Source organism: Caballeronia sp. LZ029 (genome assembly GCF_031451275.1).
In the GTDB taxonomy this organism is placed as follows: domain Bacteria; phylum Pseudomonadota; class Gammaproteobacteria; order Burkholderiales; family Burkholderiaceae; genus Caballeronia; species Caballeronia jiangsuensis.
In genome coordinates this window covers 888,075-904,938 of the sequence record NZ_JARUXO010000001.1, presented here as the reverse complement: position 1 = coordinate 904,938, position 16,864 = coordinate 888,075, and the positions used below count along the sequence as shown (strand labels likewise).

At 64.3% G+C, this 16,864-nt stretch carries 20 protein-coding genes and 1 tRNA gene; 11 read left to right on the top strand and 10 right to left on the bottom strand.

Translation table 11 applies throughout. The features are described from left to right. Positions 1 to 159: 159 nt before the first annotated feature. Together QCE73_RS04235 and QCE73_RS04230 are read right to left on the bottom strand one after the other, a co-directional pair. Entirely contained in the window at positions 160 to 2,094 is a 1,935-nt protein-coding gene (locus QCE73_RS04235) for an ATP-binding cassette domain-containing protein (protein WP_309879917.1), read from the bottom strand. 201 nt (positions 2,095 to 2,295) lie between these two features. Beyond that, the gene (locus QCE73_RS04230; RefSeq protein WP_371881110.1) at positions 2,296 to 2,679 is read right to left on the bottom strand and encodes a DUF4399 domain-containing protein; all 384 of its coding nucleotides are present in this window, start codon (positions 2,677 to 2,679) and stop codon (positions 2,296 to 2,298) included. Between the two features lie 243 nt (positions 2,680 to 2,922). Here QCE73_RS04230 and QCE73_RS04225 point away from each other — a divergent pair, with 243 nt between their 5' ends. Next, entirely contained in the window at positions 2,923 to 3,105 is a 183-nt protein-coding gene (locus tag QCE73_RS04225; RefSeq protein WP_250483321.1) for a rubredoxin, read from the top strand. Positions 3,106 to 3,119: 14 nt separating this feature from the next. Here the strand turns inward: QCE73_RS04225 and QCE73_RS04220 are convergent, their stop codons facing one another. The 3 genes from QCE73_RS04220 to QCE73_RS04210 form a co-directional block, all read right to left on the bottom strand. Then, positions 3,120 to 3,857 carry a class I SAM-dependent methyltransferase gene (locus QCE73_RS04220; RefSeq protein ID WP_309879915.1) on the bottom strand — a complete coding sequence of 246 codons (738 nt, stop codon included), beginning with the start codon at positions 3,855 to 3,857 and terminating at the stop codon, positions 3,120 to 3,122. Then, positions 3,857 to 4,654, bottom strand: coding sequence for a hypothetical protein (locus QCE73_RS04215; RefSeq protein ID WP_309879914.1), 798 nt, complete (start codon positions 4,652 to 4,654; stop codon positions 3,857 to 3,859). The genes QCE73_RS04220 and QCE73_RS04215 overlap by 1 nt, the downstream gene beginning before the upstream one ends. 139 nt (positions 4,655 to 4,793) lie before the next feature. Further along, positions 4,794 to 4,868 (bottom strand) — tRNA-Arg (locus QCE73_RS04210). Between the two features lie 173 nt (positions 4,869 to 5,041). Here QCE73_RS04210 and QCE73_RS04205 point away from each other — a divergent pair. Further along, positions 5,042 to 5,347 (top strand): hypothetical protein, encoded by a 306-nt coding sequence (locus tag QCE73_RS04205; protein WP_309879912.1) that lies wholly within the window; start codon positions 5,042 to 5,044, stop codon positions 5,345 to 5,347. 7 nt (positions 5,348 to 5,354) lie between these two features. Here the strand turns inward: QCE73_RS04205 and QCE73_RS04200 are convergent, their stop codons facing one another. Continuing rightward, complete coding sequence (locus QCE73_RS04200) at positions 5,355 to 5,519, bottom strand: hypothetical protein (protein WP_309879911.1); 165 nt, start codon at positions 5,517 to 5,519, stop codon at positions 5,355 to 5,357. 60 nt (positions 5,520 to 5,579) lie between these two features. Next, a complete protein-coding gene (locus QCE73_RS04195; RefSeq protein WP_309881906.1) occupies positions 5,580 to 7,484 on the bottom strand; it encodes a TIM barrel protein in 1,905 nt (634 codons plus the stop codon). Positions 7,485 to 7,738: 254 nt separating this feature from the next. Here QCE73_RS04195 and QCE73_RS04190 point away from each other — a divergent pair, with 254 nt between their 5' ends. Then, positions 7,739 to 8,596: a shikimate dehydrogenase gene (locus QCE73_RS04190; protein ID WP_309879909.1), complete on the top strand. Its 858-nt coding sequence runs from the start codon at positions 7,739 to 7,741 to the stop codon at positions 8,594 to 8,596. 72 nt (positions 8,597 to 8,668) lie between these two features. Here the strand turns inward: QCE73_RS04190 and QCE73_RS04185 are convergent, their stop codons facing one another. Next, positions 8,669 to 9,349, bottom strand: coding sequence for a TetR/AcrR family transcriptional regulator (locus tag QCE73_RS04185; RefSeq protein ID WP_309879907.1), 681 nt, complete (start codon positions 9,347 to 9,349; stop codon positions 8,669 to 8,671). 130 nt (positions 9,350 to 9,479) lie between these two features. On the opposite strand from QCE73_RS04185, the gene QCE73_RS04180 reads away from it, so the two are divergent. Then, entirely contained in the window at positions 9,480 to 9,875 is a 396-nt protein-coding gene (locus QCE73_RS04180; RefSeq protein WP_309879906.1) for a hypothetical protein, read from the top strand. Here the strand turns inward: QCE73_RS04180 and QCE73_RS04175 are convergent, their stop codons facing one another. Beyond that, a complete protein-coding gene (locus QCE73_RS04175; RefSeq protein WP_309879905.1) occupies positions 9,876 to 11,354 on the bottom strand; it encodes a sensor domain-containing diguanylate cyclase in 1,479 nt (492 codons plus the stop codon). Positions 11,355 to 11,680: 326 nt separating this feature from the next. Here QCE73_RS04175 and QCE73_RS04170 point away from each other — a divergent pair, with 326 nt between their 5' ends. From QCE73_RS04170 to QCE73_RS04145, 6 genes are all read left to right on the top strand, one after another. Continuing rightward, the gene (locus QCE73_RS04170; protein WP_238210150.1) at positions 11,681 to 12,184 is read left to right on the top strand and encodes a YbhB/YbcL family Raf kinase inhibitor-like protein; all 504 of its coding nucleotides are present in this window, start codon (positions 11,681 to 11,683) and stop codon (positions 12,182 to 12,184) included. Positions 12,185 to 12,284: 100 nt separating this feature from the next. Next, a complete protein-coding gene (locus tag QCE73_RS04165; protein WP_238288135.1) occupies positions 12,285 to 13,652 on the top strand; it encodes an MFS transporter in 1,368 nt (455 codons plus the stop codon). A gap of 115 nt (positions 13,653 to 13,767) precedes the next feature. Next, positions 13,768 to 14,316, top strand: coding sequence for a type 1 glutamine amidotransferase domain-containing protein (locus QCE73_RS04160; RefSeq protein WP_309879902.1), 549 nt, complete (start codon positions 13,768 to 13,770; stop codon positions 14,314 to 14,316). A 23-nt stretch (positions 14,317 to 14,339) separates the two neighbouring features. Then, entirely contained in the window at positions 14,340 to 14,858 is a 519-nt protein-coding gene (locus QCE73_RS04155; RefSeq protein ID WP_035506262.1) for a DUF4142 domain-containing protein, read from the top strand. Continuing rightward, complete coding sequence (locus QCE73_RS04150; RefSeq protein WP_051627088.1) at positions 14,855 to 15,217, top strand: DUF1488 domain-containing protein; 363 nt, start codon at positions 14,855 to 14,857, stop codon at positions 15,215 to 15,217. The genes QCE73_RS04155 and QCE73_RS04150 overlap by 4 nt, the downstream gene beginning before the upstream one ends. Before the next feature lie 53 nt (positions 15,218 to 15,270). Continuing rightward, positions 15,271 to 15,843, top strand: coding sequence for a glycine zipper domain-containing protein (locus QCE73_RS04145; protein WP_035506258.1), 573 nt, complete (start codon positions 15,271 to 15,273; stop codon positions 15,841 to 15,843). Between the two features lie 59 nt (positions 15,844 to 15,902). Here QCE73_RS04145 and QCE73_RS04140 read toward each other — a convergent pair whose 3' ends face one another. Further along, positions 15,903 to 16,148 (bottom strand): hypothetical protein, encoded by a 246-nt coding sequence (locus QCE73_RS04140; RefSeq protein ID WP_309879900.1) that lies wholly within the window; start codon positions 16,146 to 16,148, stop codon positions 15,903 to 15,905. 186 nt (positions 16,149 to 16,334) lie between these two features. Between QCE73_RS04140 and QCE73_RS04135 the strand changes: the two genes are divergently transcribed. Next, on the top strand, positions 16,335 to 16,787 hold the full coding sequence (locus QCE73_RS04135; RefSeq protein WP_035506253.1) for a PA2169 family four-helix-bundle protein: 453 nt from the start codon (positions 16,335 to 16,337) through the stop codon (positions 16,785 to 16,787). Positions 16,788 to 16,864 lie beyond the last annotated feature (77 nt).

Genomic DNA, 16,864 nt, shown 5'->3' with positions numbered 1-16,864 from the left:
AAATGCCACAACGTGACGCCCGATCTGCCGGCGAATGCTTGATGAAAATGCCTGGCCGGATGCCTGTGAGCGAGGCGGAAAACCGCCCGCCGATCCGAGCCGCGCTAGGAGAATAGCGGTTTTCGCCCGCCGCGCCCACCTCGGACCGATAAAACGCGCCTACTTGCGTTTTGCTTCCAGCTCTTCCCAGCGTTCGAGCGCGACGAGCAATTCTTCTTCGATTGCCGCGTGGCGCTCCGACAGCCGCGCGCCTTCCTTCGCATCCTTCGCGAAGATCGAGCCGTCTTCGAGTTGTGCGCCGATCGCCTTCTGCTCTTCCTCCAGCTCGGCGATACGCCCCGGCAGCGCTTCCAGTTCGCGCTGTTCCTTGAACGACAGCTTCACCGTGCGCTGGGCGTTACGGCCCGCGGCGCTTTCCTTCGGCGTGTCGTCCTTCGGCGCTTCCTTCGCGGTCTGACGCGCCGCGTCTTCCGCGATACGCTCCGAACGTTCGCGCTGAATCTGCCAGTCTGAGAAGCCGCCGACATACTCGCGCCACATGCCGCCGCCCTCCGCGGCGAACACGGACGTCACCACATTGTCGAGAAACGCGCGGTCGTGGCTCACGAGCAACACGGTGCCGTCGTAATCCGCGAGCAGTTCTTCGAGCAGTTCGAGCGTGGGAATGTCGAGGTCGTTGGTCGGCTCGTCGAGCACGAGCACGTTCGCGGGCCGCGCGAACAGCCGCGCGAGCAACAGGCGATTGCGCTCGCCGCCCGAAAGCGAGCGCACAGGCGAACGCGCGCGTTCCGGTGCGAACAGGAAGTCGCCGAGATAGCTCATCACGTGCTTCTTCACGCCGTTCACTTCGACCCATTCGCTGCCGGGGCTGATGGTATCGGCGAGCGATTTGTCGAGATCGAGCTGCGCGCGCATCTGATCGAAGTACGCGACCTGAATGTTGGTGCCGATACGCACGCGGCCTTCGTCGGGTTGCAGTTCGCCGAGAATCAGTTTCAGCAAGGTCGTCTTGCCCGCGCCGTTCGGGCCGACGAGACCGATCTTGTCGCCGCGCATCACGGTGGCCGTGAAGCGGTCGACGATCGTGCGCTCGTCGTAGCGCTTCGTCACATCGGTCAGTTCGGCGACGATCTTGCCCGACTTCTCGCCCTGCCCGACATCGAGCTTCACGTTGCCCTGCACATTGCGGCGTTCGGCGCGCTCGTTGCGCATTTCCACGAGCCGCGCGATGCGCCCGACGCTGCGCGTGCGCCGCGCCTCGACGCCCTTGCGAATCCACACTTCCTCTTGCGCGAGCAGCTTGTCGAACTTGTCCTGCTCGATTTTTTCGACTTCGAGCTGCTGCGCCTTTCTCGTCTGATACGCGCTGAAGTTGCCCGGATACGAGAGCAGACGCCCGCGATCCAGTTCGACGATGCGCGTCGCCACGCGATCGAGAAACGCGCGATCGTGCGTGATGAACAGCAAACCGGTGCGCAACGTGACGAGCAGGTCTTCCAGCCAGCGAATGCCGTCGAAGTCGAGATGGTTGGTCGGCTCGTCGAGCAGCAGCACGTCGGGCTGCACGACGAGCGCGCGCGCCAGCGCCACGCGCTTTTTCATGCCGCCGGAGAGGTCGCCCGCGCGCGCGTCGCCGTCGAGGCCGATTTGCGCGAGCGTCGTTGCGACACGCGTGCGCCAATTCCACGCATCGCGCAAATCGAGCGCCGATTGCAGCGCGTTCATGCGCGTGAGCAAGGCGTCGTGCTGCGCGCCTTCGGGCGTATCGGCGAGGGCGTGCGCGACGGCGTCGTACTCGTCGAGCAGTGCGCGCGCATCGGTCAGGCCGGACGCGACGACATCGAATACGGAGGCGTCGAGATCGAACTCGGGCTCCTGCGGCACGTACACGGTCGTGAGCTCGCTCTGGCGCGTGACGAGGCCGTCATCGGGCGCGGCGAGCCCCGCGACGATCTTGAGAAGCGACGACTTGCCCGCGCCGTTGCGGCCGATCAGCCCGACACGCTCGCCCGCTTCGAGCGAGAAGTCGGCGTGGTCGAGCAATGCGACGTGGCCGAACGCGAGCTGCGCGTCCGAAATGAAATAAAGCGACATGGGAAAACCGGATGAATGGCGAAGAATCGGCGACGAACACGACGACCGATGGAAGCGGCCATTGTACCGGGCGCCGCGCCCGACAACGCACGACGCACGCGGCTTAAGCCGAACGGATGAGGCTTTGCAGCCCAAAAAACAGCAAGGCCGCCCGGATTCGATCCGTGGCGGCCTTCCCTTGTCTCGTACCGGAAAAACGCGTTACTTCACATGCACCTTGATGGTCTGGCTCATTTCCGGCCCGTAGGAACGGTGCGCGCCGTCGCCGAACTGCATCGTCAGCGTGTGATCGCCGGGCGGCAGCTTGACGTCGGCTTCGGTCTGGCCCTTGCCAAAGTGCAGCGACGTGTCGTTCGCCGGAATCACGGTGCCCTTCGGCAGCGCCTTGCCATCGATCAGCAGATGGTGATGGCCGGTGCCATCGGTCATCGTCCCCGCCGGCGCGATCGACATGCCGTCGACGCCGAACTTCACGTGCACGGGGCTCGTGACGGTCGCGCCATCCTTCGGCTCGATGAAATAGACGCGCGCCTGCGCATGCGCCGCGCCGGCGTATTGCGCGAGCAGGATCGCGCCTGTCAGCATCGCACCCAAGACCTTTTTGTTCATCGTTTTCTCCATGTTGTGAAACCGGTCGCTGGCGCGAATGCGGCGCCCGAGACCCAAAAAGCATACACCGGGCTTTCGGTTTGGCGGAATCGGGACCATCCTGCGGACGGTCCGTCCGGGGACGATCGCGCCGATTCCTGTAAGATGCCGGGTCGCCGCGCCGCGCATCGTCTTCGAGCGCACGCGGTCCGTTTATTTCTTTCGAATCAAGAGTCTGTCGTGAGCGAAGTCATCGAATTCAAGAGCTGGGTCTGCCTGATTTGCGGCTGGATCTATAACGAGGAAGACGGTCTGCCGGACGAAGGCATTCCCGCCGGCACCCGTTTCGGCGATATTCCCGGCGACTGGCGCTGCCCGCTGTGCGATGTGGGCAAAGCCGATTTCGTCGTCGTCGAGTTCTGATACTCACTGCTGTTTCACCGTGCCACCGCGATCAGCTCGCGGCTCGTTTCGTCCACCGGCGCGCGATCCCAGTCTCCGTACCAGTCGATACGCGCAAAACCCGCATCGGTCAGCAGGCTCGCGAGCGCGTCGAGCGTACGGAAGCGTAATTCGCTCGCGGCGCTCAACGTTTCTTCGGGCGCCGACGTGAAGCGATAGTACGTCGTGAACGCGGCGTGGCCTGTCGTCGAAGGATCGGGTTGCGCGTGCAGTTCCTGCCACACTTCCACCGTTCGTCCGTCCGGCGCTTCGACGCATCTCGATGAGCGCTCGCGCGTCCAGTTTTCCCACGCCCGCGCCGCCGGATTGCGGCTCTCGAACGCGATCGCGCCGCCCGGCCGGATCGCGCGGCGCGCAGCCCTGAGCGTCGATAAGAACGCCGCATCGTCGAGAAATATCTGCGCGACGTGGCCCGTCATCACGAGCAGATCCGCCATGCCGACGAACGGCAGCGCGCTCGCATCGCCTTCGATCCACGTCACCTTGTCGCCTTCGGGACGCGCCCGCGCGACACGCAGCATCTGCGCCGACGGATCGATGCCCGTCACGCGATGCCCGCGCTTCGCCAGTTCGCACGCGAGCAAGCCCGTGCCGCAGCCCAGATCGACGACATGTTCCGCCGACTCCGCCAGCGCGAGATAGAACGCCGTATCGGACGCGAACGGATTGAGAACATCGTATAGCGCGACGAGGCGCGGATCGTCGTAGAGCATCAGCGGCTCTGATACGCGAGGGCGTCGCGCATCGGCTGGCTGCCGACCATGATCGGGCCGGTGAACGGCGTATCGAGATCGAGGATCACGAGCACCGCCGATGCGATCGACAGCGCGCCGAGCATGATCGTCACGAGAGAGAGCGCGTTGCGCGGCGCGATCAGCCCGAAGCACAGAAAGATGATGAGCAGCCAGCAGACGAGTATCCGGTCGAACGGATAAGAAATCGATCCGTGCGCCTCTTCCACCAGCTTCCAGCGCAGCGCGATGAGTTGCTCGAAGCGCGCGGCGGCTTCGGCGGCAAGCTGGCGATGATAGTCGTCGTGCGGACGGAGCAGGCGCACTTCGCGCTGAGCCTTGCTCAAGATTGCGCCGAGCGTGTTGTTCGCGAGGCTGTCGGTGTCCTTCGACGGCTCGACGTTCGGATATTCGCCAAGCGGGTGCGGCTCGTTCGGCCACGTGCTCGCGAGCGCGCCCGCCGTGTACGAGCGCAGGAGTTCGCGTGCGTGATCGAGATCGGCGCCGTAATCGCGCATGGCGCGGTCTAGCTCGATGATCGAAGTCGCGTAGCTGCGCATGTCGTTGTTCGTGGTGTCGAAGATGGTTTTCGCCGATGCCGTCAGAAGGCCGAGCACGAGCGCCGCGAACGTGACCAGCATGCCGACGAGCAGCTGCACGAGCTGCACCGTCTCCTGCGCCTTGTGCTCTTCGGGCAGCAGCGGCCGCACGATCGCGCCCAGGCCCGTGCTGGCCAGCAGAAGAATGAAGACGAGCACCGCGGACTGGATTTCCGTCATGAGCGCGCGAGCCGAGATGGCGTGACCGAAGTGGTCGCATTATCGGCGGGAAAGCGCTCGCGGTCCAATGTGAACCGGATGAAGAGAAAAGCGCGATGGGACAGCGGCAGGAAGGCCGCGAAGGCGGCGTGTGGGATCGTGGTCCCCCCGGCAGGAATCGAACCTGCATCTAGCGCTTAGGAGGCACTCGTTCTATCCATTGAACTACGGGGAGTGGACCGCGCGTCGCCGACAGCGTCGGCAAGCGAGCGCAGAGTATAGCAAACGCTATCGGCGGCATCGGGGTCGGCGCGAAGAAATTCGAACGCGGCGGCGCGCGTCGGAAAAAACCGTCCGGCTAGGGTTTGCACCTATCAAGTTTCGCCAAGCCGCGCCGCCATCGGAGTAATGGACCCATTCCCCGATACCAAGCCGCAGGGCGCGTTCTCGGCGTTGCTGGCCGACCAGGACCTGACGCACCTCGAAAAGGTGCTGCGTCGTTCATTGTCGTGCGATCTCGGCGGGCCGTTGCTGCCGCCTTCGTACTGGCGCGAGCGGCTCGCATCCATCACGCGTCAGTCACATCTCTCTCACACGCAGATACAGACCGTGCACCGGTTGTATCTGCATATCGACGCATTCGAGGCGACGGCGCGCGAACACGAGCAGCCGCCGGCCGTCGCGGCCGGCGGCGGGAAAGCTCAAAGCGCCTGAACGCGCTTCAATGCCGATGCCTCAGCCACCACTCGCGCAACGGATGCCGGTGCGCTGGGTCTCGCGCCGCCACGCGCCTGCGATGTTCATCGCGCCAGTCCTGCGCGAGCAGCACGATGACGATCGTCGCCAGGCATGCGAGCCCGACGAAAATGCTCGGAAAATCCCACATGACGTCCTCCTGCTTTTCCCTGGCGCCATGTATCGATTTTAGGTCACGCGTAGCCCCGCTTCACGCCGCCTGACGCGCGCGCTGCTGCTGTTGCGCGTGCGCCGCGAGCCGCACCGCCGCGTTGGCCGCGCCGTAGCCGTCGTAGCCGCCGCGCCGCTCGATCACTTCGAGGAAGAAGCGCTGATCGAGCTGCTCCGTATAGGCGTGGAAGAACTCGCCGCCGCGCTCGTCGCGATCGTAGAGGATGTTGTGCTCGCGCATCTGGTCGATCTGATCGTCGGGCAGACCGAAGCGCGCGACGAGATCGTCGTAATAGTTGCCCGGAATGCGCAGGAATTTGACGCCGTCGGCTTCGAGGCGCGGAATCGCATCGAAGATATCCGGCGTGCTGAACGCGACATGGTTCAGGCCCGAGCCGCGATACGTCGATAACGATTCCGACACCGCCGTATACCGATCGACCGACGCATTCAGCGCGATACGCACCGAGCCGTCGCGGCTTCGCACCGCGCGGCTGCGCACGAGGCCGTACGGATCGGGCACGAGCACGGCGGCCTCGGTCTCGAAACCGAATGCGCTTCTGAAGAACAGCACCCATGTGTCGAGCGCGTCGGCGGGCAGCGACAGACACACGTGATCGATGCGCGAAAGCGGGCCCACTTCGTACGGTCCGTCGATGTCCGTCAGAATGAAGTCGGACTCCCACAGCGTCGGGCCGCCGGGCGATTCGTCGACGAAATAGTCGAGGCTGCCGTCGGGCGACTGCACGCCCGGCACCACGCGCTCATTCGGGCCGACTTGCCCCGAGAAAGGGGCCGAGCCGTACGCGGCGGCGCGCTCGAACGCCTGCTTCGCGTCATCGACGTGAAACGCCGACGCGCACAGCGACAAGCCATGCTTCTGAAAGAACGCGCTCGCGAACGAATCGGCTTCGGCGTTGAGCACGATCGACCCCGCGCCGTGTCGATACAACGCGACATCCTTCGAACGATGCTTGCCCGCGAGCCTGAAGCCGAGCCGGCCGAGCCATTGCGAAAGGTGCTCGCGCGTGGCGTCGTCGACGGCGAATTCGAGAAACTGAAAGCCGATGTGCTCGGGCGGCGCGGGCGGATTGAAGAGTTCCGGCGGCACGTCCTTGCCCGTCGAGACCATCAGTTCGCGTGTCTGCTCTTCGAGGAAACGCAGCGATCGATAACCATCCGCCGCGGTGATCGCGGTCGGCGCGGCGCGAAAGCCATCGTTGAAGATTTCAAGCGACAGCGGGCCCTTGTAGCCCGCTTCGAGCACGCGCGCCGTGAATCCGGCGACATCGAAAGCGCCCTGCCCCGGAAAACAGCGATAGTGACGGCTCCATTCGAGCACGTCCATCGCGAGCACGGGCGCATCGGCGATCTGCACGAACGCGATGCGATCGCCCGGAATCGACGCGATCTCTTCCACCGAATCGCAGATCGACAGCGTATGGAACGTATCGAGCGCGAGGCCCAGATTCGGATGATTCACCGCATCGACGAGCTTCCACGCGTGCTTGTACGAGTTCACGTAGCGGCCCCACGCGAGCGCTTCGTACGCGACGATCACGCCGGCGTCCGCTGCGATCTTCGCGAGCACGCCGAGCTGATCGACGAGCAGCGCGTCGTCGCGGATCGTATCGGGCGACACATTGCTGCACACGAGAATGCGGTCCGTGCCGAGTTCGTGCATCAGTTCGAACTTGCGCTTCGCGCGCTCGACGTTCTTCGCGAGCCGCTCGGCGCTCACGCCGTCGAAATCGCGGAACGGCTGAAACAGGTAGATCTCGAGGCCGAGATCGGCGCACATGCGGCGCACGTCGGCAGGCGTGCCGTCGAAATACAGCAGATCGTTCTCGAAGATCTCGACGCCATCGAAACCGGCCGCCTTGATGGCCCGCAACTTCTCGGGAAGCGTGCCGCTGATGGATACCGTTGCGATGGAAGTCCGGATTGAACGCAGCATCGCTGCCTCCTCGTTGCAATTCATTGAACGCGGGATGGATCGAAAGCGGTGCCTTCCAGTGTAGGCCGTCCGCATGACGGACGCGCGCAATCCATGTCAGTTTGCGAGATAATAACAAACTAACTAGACCGTACAAATTAGTGAAAACACGAACCGACAAGCCTCGCGCGTGCGTTCACACTGCGGCCTGATCAATCTCGCACTGCAGCATGCAGTGCTCATCCATGCCGGAGCGCGCTCGCATGACCAACAAGACTTCGTATCTCATCGGCCTGATCGGTTCCGGCATCGCCGGCTCGCTCACGCCCGCCATGCATGAAAAGGAAGGCGGCAACCTCGGGCTCGGCTATGTGTATCGGCGCATCGATCTTCAGGCGCTCGCGCTGGAGCCGTCCGCCCTGCCCGATCTGCTCGTCGCCGCCGAGCGCATGGGCTACGACGGCCTGAACATCACGTATCCCTGCAAGCAAAGCGTGATCCCGTTGCTCGATGAGCTCGACCCCGACGCCCGCGCGCTCGGCGCCGTGAACACGGTGGTGCTGAAGGACGGCAAGCGCATCGGCTACAACACCGACGGCTCGGGCTTCGCGCGCGCGTTCCAGCGCGGCCTGCCCGGCGCGCCGCTGGAACGCGTGGTGCAACTCGGCGCGGGCGGCGCGGGCGCGGCCGTCGCCCATGCCGCGCTGTCGATGGGCGCGCGCGAGCTCACGCTGTTCGATTCCGACGCGGCGCGCGCCGCCTCGCTCGCCGCCGAACTCGCGGCGCGTTTCCCGGATCGCGTCGTGAAAAGCGGCGGCGACCTGCGCGAAACGCTCGCCAGCGCCAGCGGCCTCATCCACGCGACGCCGACAGGCATGGCGAAGCTGCCCGGCCTGCCGCTGCCGGCGGAGTATCTGCACAAGGAATTGTGGGTCGCGGAGATCGTCTATTTCCCGCTCGAAACCGAGCTGCTGAAAGCGGCGAAGGCGCTCGGCTGCCGCACGGTGAGCGGCGGCGGCATGGCGGTGTGCCAGGCGGTCGATGCGCTGCGCATCTTCACCGGCCGCGAGCCGGATGCCGAGCGCATGTTCGCGCATTTCCAGACCTTGCTGGAAGGTTGAAACCCCGATAGCCATGAAAAAACGGCGGCCTCGCGAGAGTGCCGCCGTTTTGTTATGCGCGCGAGGAAAAGCTCAGCCGTCGCGCCGCATGTAGCGCGACACCGCATCGACGATCATCTCGCGATGACGCGCCCGCGAACGCGTGCCCGACGGATCGCGCCCGAACGCCGCGCCCCACGTATGACGGTTCGCCACGCGGTGAAAACAGAACGAGCTGATCATCAGATGCAGGTCGATCGGATCGACGTCGGCGCGAAACTTGCCCGCCTCGACACCGCGTGCGATGAGATCTTCGATGGTCTTCACGACCGTCGAATTGCGCGCCTTGAAGGTCTTCGATTGTTCGATGTACTTCGCGCCGTGAATGTTTTCGATGGTCACGAGGCGCACGAAATCGCGATGCTTGTCGTGATAATCGAACGTGAAACCGACGAATTCGCGCAGCGCTTCCGCCGGCTCCATTTCCGCGAGCTGCAGTTCCTGTTCGAGCGCGCGGATATCGCCGTAGACCTGCTCCAGTACCGCTTCGTACAAGCCTTCCTTGCTGCCGAAGTAGTAGTACAGCATGCGCTTCGTGGTGTTGGTGCGCTCCGCGATGGCGTCGACGCGCGCGCCCGCGAGGCCCATCGCCGAAAACTCCTGTGTGGCGATGTCGAGAATGTTCCGCTTGGTCTCCTCAGGATCGTACTTGCGCCGCCCTTGCTCCGTGGTCGACGAGGGCGCAGCAGTCGCGGCCTTGCTTCCTTTCTTCATTTTTCTGTCTGAGAACGGCGTTGAAAATCGATTCTAGCACGCGCTTTCGACGCATCCTCGCCATAACAGGCGCTCAATACGAAGGGCTTCACCTATAATTTTTTCACCCCGCAGACAAACCGAAAATCATATGCGCATCAAGCGTTCGCTCTTTCTGGCTCCCGCCATTCTGACCACCTGGTGTCTCTGCGCGACGGCGCAGACCGCGATGCCGCCGGGCCATCCGTCGTCGAAACAACTGATGGCCGCAGAAGGCGTGATGACGAGCGCGAACATCGCGCGCGGCGCGGCGGACGTCTGTCATATCGATGCCGCGAAGGTCGCGCGCTTCAAGGACGTCGTCCATACGAGCTATCCCGACGCACCCGATTTCGATGGCGAATGGAAGCTCGGACTCGCGCAGGCACAACCGACCGTCGATCGCTTCGAGAAGCTCAAGACGAGCAATCCGTCGGAGTATCAGAAGCAGATCGGCGAGGCGTGCCCGGCGCTCAATCGCGGCATCGACGAAGTCACGCAGCAGTAATCACGCGCTCTTGCCGTCGTAGTGCGCGCGTTTTTCCGCGTACATCGCGGCGTCGGCGCGTTGCAGCATCGGTTCGAGCCGCTCGCCCTCGTGCGCGGTCGCCGCGCCCATCGCGAAAGAAAGCGGATTGCCCGAATAGAACTGGTTGTTCACTTCGAGCAACTGGCGAATGCTCTCGATCACCGCGTCGCCGCCGCGCTCGTCGGTGCCCGGCAGAAGAATCATGAACTCGTCGCCGCCGATGCGCGCCGCCTGGAACGGCTTCTCCACCGCCTTGCCGAGCACTTCGCCCGCGCGGCGCAACAGCGCATCGCCGGCGGCGTGGCCGAGCTGGTCGTTGACGCCCTTGAGCCCGTTCACATCGACCGCGATCGCCGTCACCGGGAACGGGCCCTTGCGCTCGAGGCGATTGATTTCGTCGATATAGAACGAGCGGTTCTTGAGCTTCGTGAGCACGTCGTGCTTGCCGAGGAATTCCAGATACGCCTCGGCCTTCTTGCGCGCGGTGATGTCCGTCAGCGCGACGAGCACGAGATCCCAACGCGCCTCATGTCCCGGAAACACCGAGAACTGCAGATGCACGTGCACCTCGTTGCCTTCGAGCGAATAGTTGAGCACTTCGCGCTGATGGAAGAGCTTGCCGTCCCACAGATCGATCAACTGTTCCTGGAAGTGCTGCTGCATGTCGTCGCGGAACACGTCGGACAGGCGCGTGAGCAGTGTCGCCTTGGTCGGCGCGGCGAACATGCGCAGCGTGTGCTGATTCACGTCGAGCACGTGAATCTCCTGCATGCAGCGCTCGACGAACTCCGGATGAACGTTGGTGAACGTGCGAAAGTCGACGATGCCGCGCTCGCGCACATCGTCCAGCAGCGACTTCACGGAGCTGAAGTCTTCAACCCACAGCGACACCGGCGAATGCTCGAAGAGTCCGCGCGCATACAGCTCGCTCGCGGCGGCCGTGCGGCGCATCGCTTCGAGTTCGGTGATGTCCTCGATCGTGACAAGCACGCGCGTCCATGTGTCCTCGTGGCCCGGCAGGACGACCGCCTTGAGCAGCACGTCGAGGCGTTTGCCATCCAGCGTGTAGTTGACCGTCTGACTCACGAAGCGCGACTTGCCGGACCACAGTTGCTCCAGTTCGTCGATGTGCGTGGTGAGCATGTCGTCGCGGAACACGCGATCGAGGTTCTGCACGAGATCATCGACATCGCTTGCCTGGAACAGCGAGAGCGTGCGCTGATTGACCTTCACGACGCGAATGCGCGACGAACATTCGGCGATGCGTTGAGGGTTTTCGGCGAGAAACGCGCGCAGGTCCGCGACGCCCGCCGCGCGCCAGCGCTCGAACTGCTCGCGTACGGCGCTGAAATCCTCGAGCCAGAGCGACACGGGCGCGAGGTCGAACATGTCGGCATCGTCCTCCGGCACGCTCGCCGGCGTGAATTGACCGGCAGCGCGGCGCGGGTCGTTTGGCATGGTCATCCTTTCGGCTCGCGCCGGCTCAAAATGGTCCCTGGTTGATGCCTGAATTCATCTCATTATTGTAGCGCGCGCCGTATTTCCGGGGCCGAATCGCCCGTTTTGCGCATGTTTGTCGTAGCGTTCGCGCTCATGCCGGATATCGGGGGCGGATGCTACACTCGATTGGCCATGCCCTTGCCGCGCGCGCGTTTCACGCGTGTTTCATGCCGCGCAATCTCGGGCACGTTTGCTGCACCGCTCGGATGTGCGCGCGACATCGCGCGGTCCGATGCGCTGTGCCGCATCCATCCACATCGCTATAAGAAGGAGGCACGACTCTCATGGCTGATTTCCGCATCTGGTCCGACGAATTTCCCGCGAACGGCTTCATGACGCACGCGCAGGAATTCGACCAGCAAGCCTTCGGCGGTTCGGGCGAGAACATTTCCCCGGCGCTGCAATGGGAAGATCCGCCCGCCGATACGCGCAGTCTCGCGCTCACCGTCTACGATCCCGACGCGCCCACCGGCAGCGGCTTCTGGCACTGGATCGTCGTCAACATTCCGGCCGATGCGCGCTCGCTGCCGCGCAATGCCGGCAAGGCCGACGGCAGTCTGCTGCCGCAAGGCGCGCTGCAGCTTCGCAACGACTACGGCACGGTCGGTTTCGGCGGCGCGGCGCCGCCGCGTGGCGACAAGCCGCATCGCTATATCTTCCGCATCCATGCGCTGTCCGCGGAAAGCCTGCCGCTCGACGGAAACGTGACCAACGCGGTGGCGCGCTTCATGACTCACCTCAACGAGATCGACTCGGCGACCTACACCGGCCTTTACGAGTTGAAGTAAGCATCAGGACGTGGCGCGGACCCTTGCGGCCGCGCCGGCGTACAAGCCATTTGAAAACGGTGCGTCTTACAATGCGCCGCTCGCCACTGCCCGCCCATCGATGGATTCCGACCAAGGTCTGCCGCTGCCCCAGCGATACTGGGCCATTGCCGTCGTCGCGCTCGGCATCACGCTCGCGGTGCTCGACGGCGCCATCGCCAATGTCGCGCTGCCGACCATCGCGCGCAATCTGAACGCCTCGCCCGCCGACTCCATCTGGGTCGTCAACGCCTATCAGCTCACGATCACCATCTCGCTCCTGCCGCTCGCCTCGCTCGGCGATCGCATCGGCTACCGGCGCGTGTATATGGCGGGGCTCGCGCTCTTCACGGTGTCGTCGTTCGCGTGCGCGCTGTCCGGCTCGCTCGTCGCGCTCACCATCGCGCGCGTCGTGCAGGGCTTCGGCGCGGCGGGGATCATGAGCGTGAACACGGCGCTCGTACGCATCATCTATCCGCACGATCAACTCGGGCGCGGCGTGTCCATCAATGCGACGGTCGTCGCCATCTCGTCGGTGATCGGGCCGACGGTCGCCTCGGGCGTGCTCTCCGTCGCGACCTGGCCGTGGCTCTTCGCGATCAACGTGCCGATCGGCGTCGTGGCGTTCGCGATCGGCTGGAAGTCGATGCCGCGCACGCCGGGACATCGGCAGCCCTACGACTACATCAGCGCGATCATGAACGCGCTGTTCTTCGGCCTCGCGATCGTCGCGGTCGATGGCTTCGGGCACGGCGAGCATCGCCCGTATGTGATCGGCGAGATCATCGTGACGGCGGTCATCGGCTATTTCTTCGTCAAGCGGCAACTGACGCAAAGCGCGCCGCTTCTGCCCGTCGATCTGATGCGCATTCCGGTGTTCGCGCTGTCGGTCGGCGCGTCGGTGTGTTCGTTCTGCGCGCAGATGCTCGCGTTCGTTTCGCTGCCGTTCCTGCTGCAGAACAATTTCGGCATGAGCCAGGTCGAGACAGGCTTTCTGATGACGCCGTGGCCGCTCGTCATCGTGTTCGTCGCGCCGCTCGCGGGCGTGCTCGCGGATCGTTATCCGGCGGGGCTGCTTGGCGGCATCGGGCTCGCGATCCTGACCGTCGGGCTGGTGCTGCTCGCGAGCGTCGGCGCGCATCCGGACGCGTTCGATATCGCGTGGCGCATGGCCGTCTGCGGGCTCGGCTTCGGGCTGTTCCAGTCGCCCAACAATCGTCAGATGCTCGCTGCCGCGCCGCGTCATCGCAGCGGCGGCGCAAGCGGGATGCTCGGCACCGCGCGCCTCACCGGGCAGACGCTGGGCGCGGCGCTCGTCGCGCTGATCTTCGGCGTCGCGCCGAGGCAGGGTCCGGTGATCGCGATTGCCGTCGCGGCGGCGTTCGCGGCGGCCGCCGCCGTCGTCAGCGTGCTGCGCCTCACCGGCAAGCGCAGCATCGAGCCCGCCTGATCCGCGCTCTTTTCTCCCGATCCCCGCCGCTCGCTGGGCACAGCCTTTGCTGAAACTTCGAAAATAGATTCCGCCTGTGCGGAATCTTCGAAAACAGCAATGTAGGAGTGTGTTCATGGCGAATTCCCTCAACGGTTGCAAGGTCGCGATTCTCGCCGTCGATGGCTTCGAGCAGGCCGAACTCGTCGAGCCGCAACGCGCGCTCAAGGAAGCCGGCGCGCAGGTGGATGTCGTGTCGCAGAAGCCCGGCCAGATTCAGGGTTTCAAGCACGTTGACAAGGCCGGCAAAGTGAATGTCGATGTCACTTTCGACGTCGCCAACCCCGCCGACTACGACGCGCTCGTGTTGCCCGGCGGCGTCGTGAACAGCGACGCGATCCGCCTCGATGCGAAAGCGCAAAGCTTCGTGAAGGAAGCCGATCAGGCGAAGAAGCCGATCGCCGTGATTTGCCACGGCGGCTGGTTGCCGATTTCGGCGGGCATCGTCGCGGGCCGCACGATGACGAGCTGGCCGAGCCTTCAGGACGATGTTCGCAACGCGGGCGGCACGTGGGTCGATCAGGAAGTGCAGATCGACGGCAATCTCATCACGAGCCGCAAGCCCGATGATCTGCCCGCGTTCAACAAGGCGCTGATCGAAGCGCTGGGAAAGGCGCGCGCCTGATCCATCGCACCGGAGCGAAGCCGATGTCGAGACTATTGATCTCACTCACGTTGTCACTGGCCGCAATTTCGATGTCTGCGCCGGTCGCGCAGGCGCAAAGCGAAAAGCTCTCGCCGATCGATCAGCAGTTTCTTCAGGATGCTGGACAAGCGGGCGCGACCGAGCTTGCCGCGAGCAAGCTCGCGCTCACGCACGCGAGCGACCGGCAGGTAAGGGAATTCGCACAGCGAATGATCGTCGATCACACGAAACTCGCGCGCAATCTGGACGTGCTCGCGAAGCGTCATGGCATCACCGCGCCGGCCGCGGCGGATTCATCGCTGATCGGCAGCCTGCAAAATCTTCAGGGCGCGGAGTTCGACAAGGCCTATATTGAAAAGGTAGCCATGGACGGACATCAGAAGGCCGTTGCGCTCTTCACGAAGGAGAGCGAAAGCGGCATCGACACCGCGCTGAAGGCGGCGGCAGCCAAGGCGTTGCCGGTCATCAGCCATCACTACGAGATGGCGCAGCAGCTGGCGAAAGCGAAGGCGGCGTCATGAGCGTCGCGCATGTCGCCCAGCGCGCGGCCGCTTCCCGTTCCGCTTCCCGTCCGGCCTATGAGGACTCGACCATGCACATCACGTTTGCAGACGAAGCCCCCGTTTTCGACGGCGACGATCTCGCCATTCACTTTGCCGCGCTCATCGACGGCGAGCCGGTCGTCTGTTCGATCACCGCCGAAGCGCTCGAAGATCATTTCGGCGCGACGTCGGCTCGCGAAGAGGATCTGCTCGATGCGTACGCGCGCGGCACGGCGCGCATTCGCGCGGTGTGCGCCGAAGTGCTCGACGACAACGGCGGACAGCCCGCCGTGCTGAGGAGCGGATTGTTCCGCGTCGCCGGCATGGAGCCGGACTGAGCCGCTTACGCAACGCGACGCACCCCACTGACCCAAGCCAACAAGGAGGGAACATGTCACTGATCATTGCGGGCCGATTTCAGACCTTTCGCGCGGCCGAATCGGCAGCCCAGAAGCTCTTCGCGAAAGGCTTCGTGGAAGAAGACGTGACGCTCTTCTTCGTCAATCCGAGCGGCCAGCACGCGCGCTATCCCGTCGGCGGCGATGTCGGCACCGATGCGGGCGCGAGCGCGGCCCCCAAAGGCGCCGGCAAGGGCGTGACGATCGGCGCGGTCGCTGGCGCGGTGGTGGGTGCGGCGATCTTCGCGGTGTTTCATGCGCCGCTGCTCGTCTCGGTGATCGCGGCGGGCGTCGGTGCTTATGTGGGATCGCTCGTCGGCGCGATGTCGCATACGAAGAAGCCGAAGGACGCCGCACACGCCGAGGAGCCTGCGCGCCATGCGGGCGTGCTCGTCGCGGTGCACGTATCGCCGGAATCGCAGGATCAGGCCGCCGCGGCGCTGCGCGAGGCGGGCGGTATCGATATCGAGCGTGCGTCGGGTCGATGGAAACAAGGTCGCTGGAGCGATTTCGATCCGCTGCAGCCGCCGCATCCGGTGGGCGAGTTCGCGCACACGCGCGCCTGATTTCTCGATCCACCCATGACAAACGCCCGCTTCTCGCGGGCGTTTTTGTTTGCGACGCATCAGACCCAGGGCGTATGCGTTCTATTCGCCGGCATGGTCGCGCGCAGACGGCATTCGGCGGGCAGCACGCGCGCCTGGCCTTCGCTTACGGCGGGCGCTTCGCAGATACGCCCATAGTCGGCGTGCGATGCCTGCGCGGTTTGCGTATCGATGACGTGCTGACGGACATGCAAGCTCAGCGCGGACGCCGCCACCGCCACAAGTATCAGAAACTCGCGATGCGCGAGCCGGTTCAAGAATTTCACTGCGTTCTCCTGTTGCCGTGTCGTGCGCGCATCTCGTATCGGATGCGCGCTGTAGTGCCGTGTCGGCAGCAAATCGCATGCCCCGCCGCGAGCGATGCGGGCACGCCGCGTGCGTATTGAATCGGCGAGCCGCATCCCGCAGGGAGGCTGCGCAGTGGCAATGTCGAAACCAATGGGAGGTGTTATATGAGCACGAACGTCGTATCGGTACTCAACGATCTCGTCGAAACCTCGAAGGACGGGGAAAAGGGTTTTCTCAAGGCCGCAGAGGATACGCGTGATCCAAGCCTCAAGCTGCTGTTCCAGAATCGCGCGCAAAAGTGCGCGGAAGGCGCGCGTGAACTACAGGACGTGGTCGCGCGACTGGGCGGAAAGCCCGAAACCGGCGGATCGGTGGCCGGCGCGCTGCATCGCGGCTGGGTCGATGTGAAGTCGGCCGTGAGCGGCCATAGCGATCACGCGATTCTCGCCGAATGCGAGCGTGGCGAGGATGCCGCGAAGAAGAACTATCGTCAGGCGCTGGACAAGGATCTGCCTGCCGATGTCCGCGCGATCGTCGAACGCCAGTATCAGGGCGTGCTGGAGAATCACGATCGTATCCGCGATCTGCGCGATCAGTACGCAGCCGCGAAGTCCTGAAGCGATGACGCAAAAGCGGCCCGATGACGATCGGGCCGCATGAACGCAAACGGCCGCGCGATGCGGCCGTTTGTTCG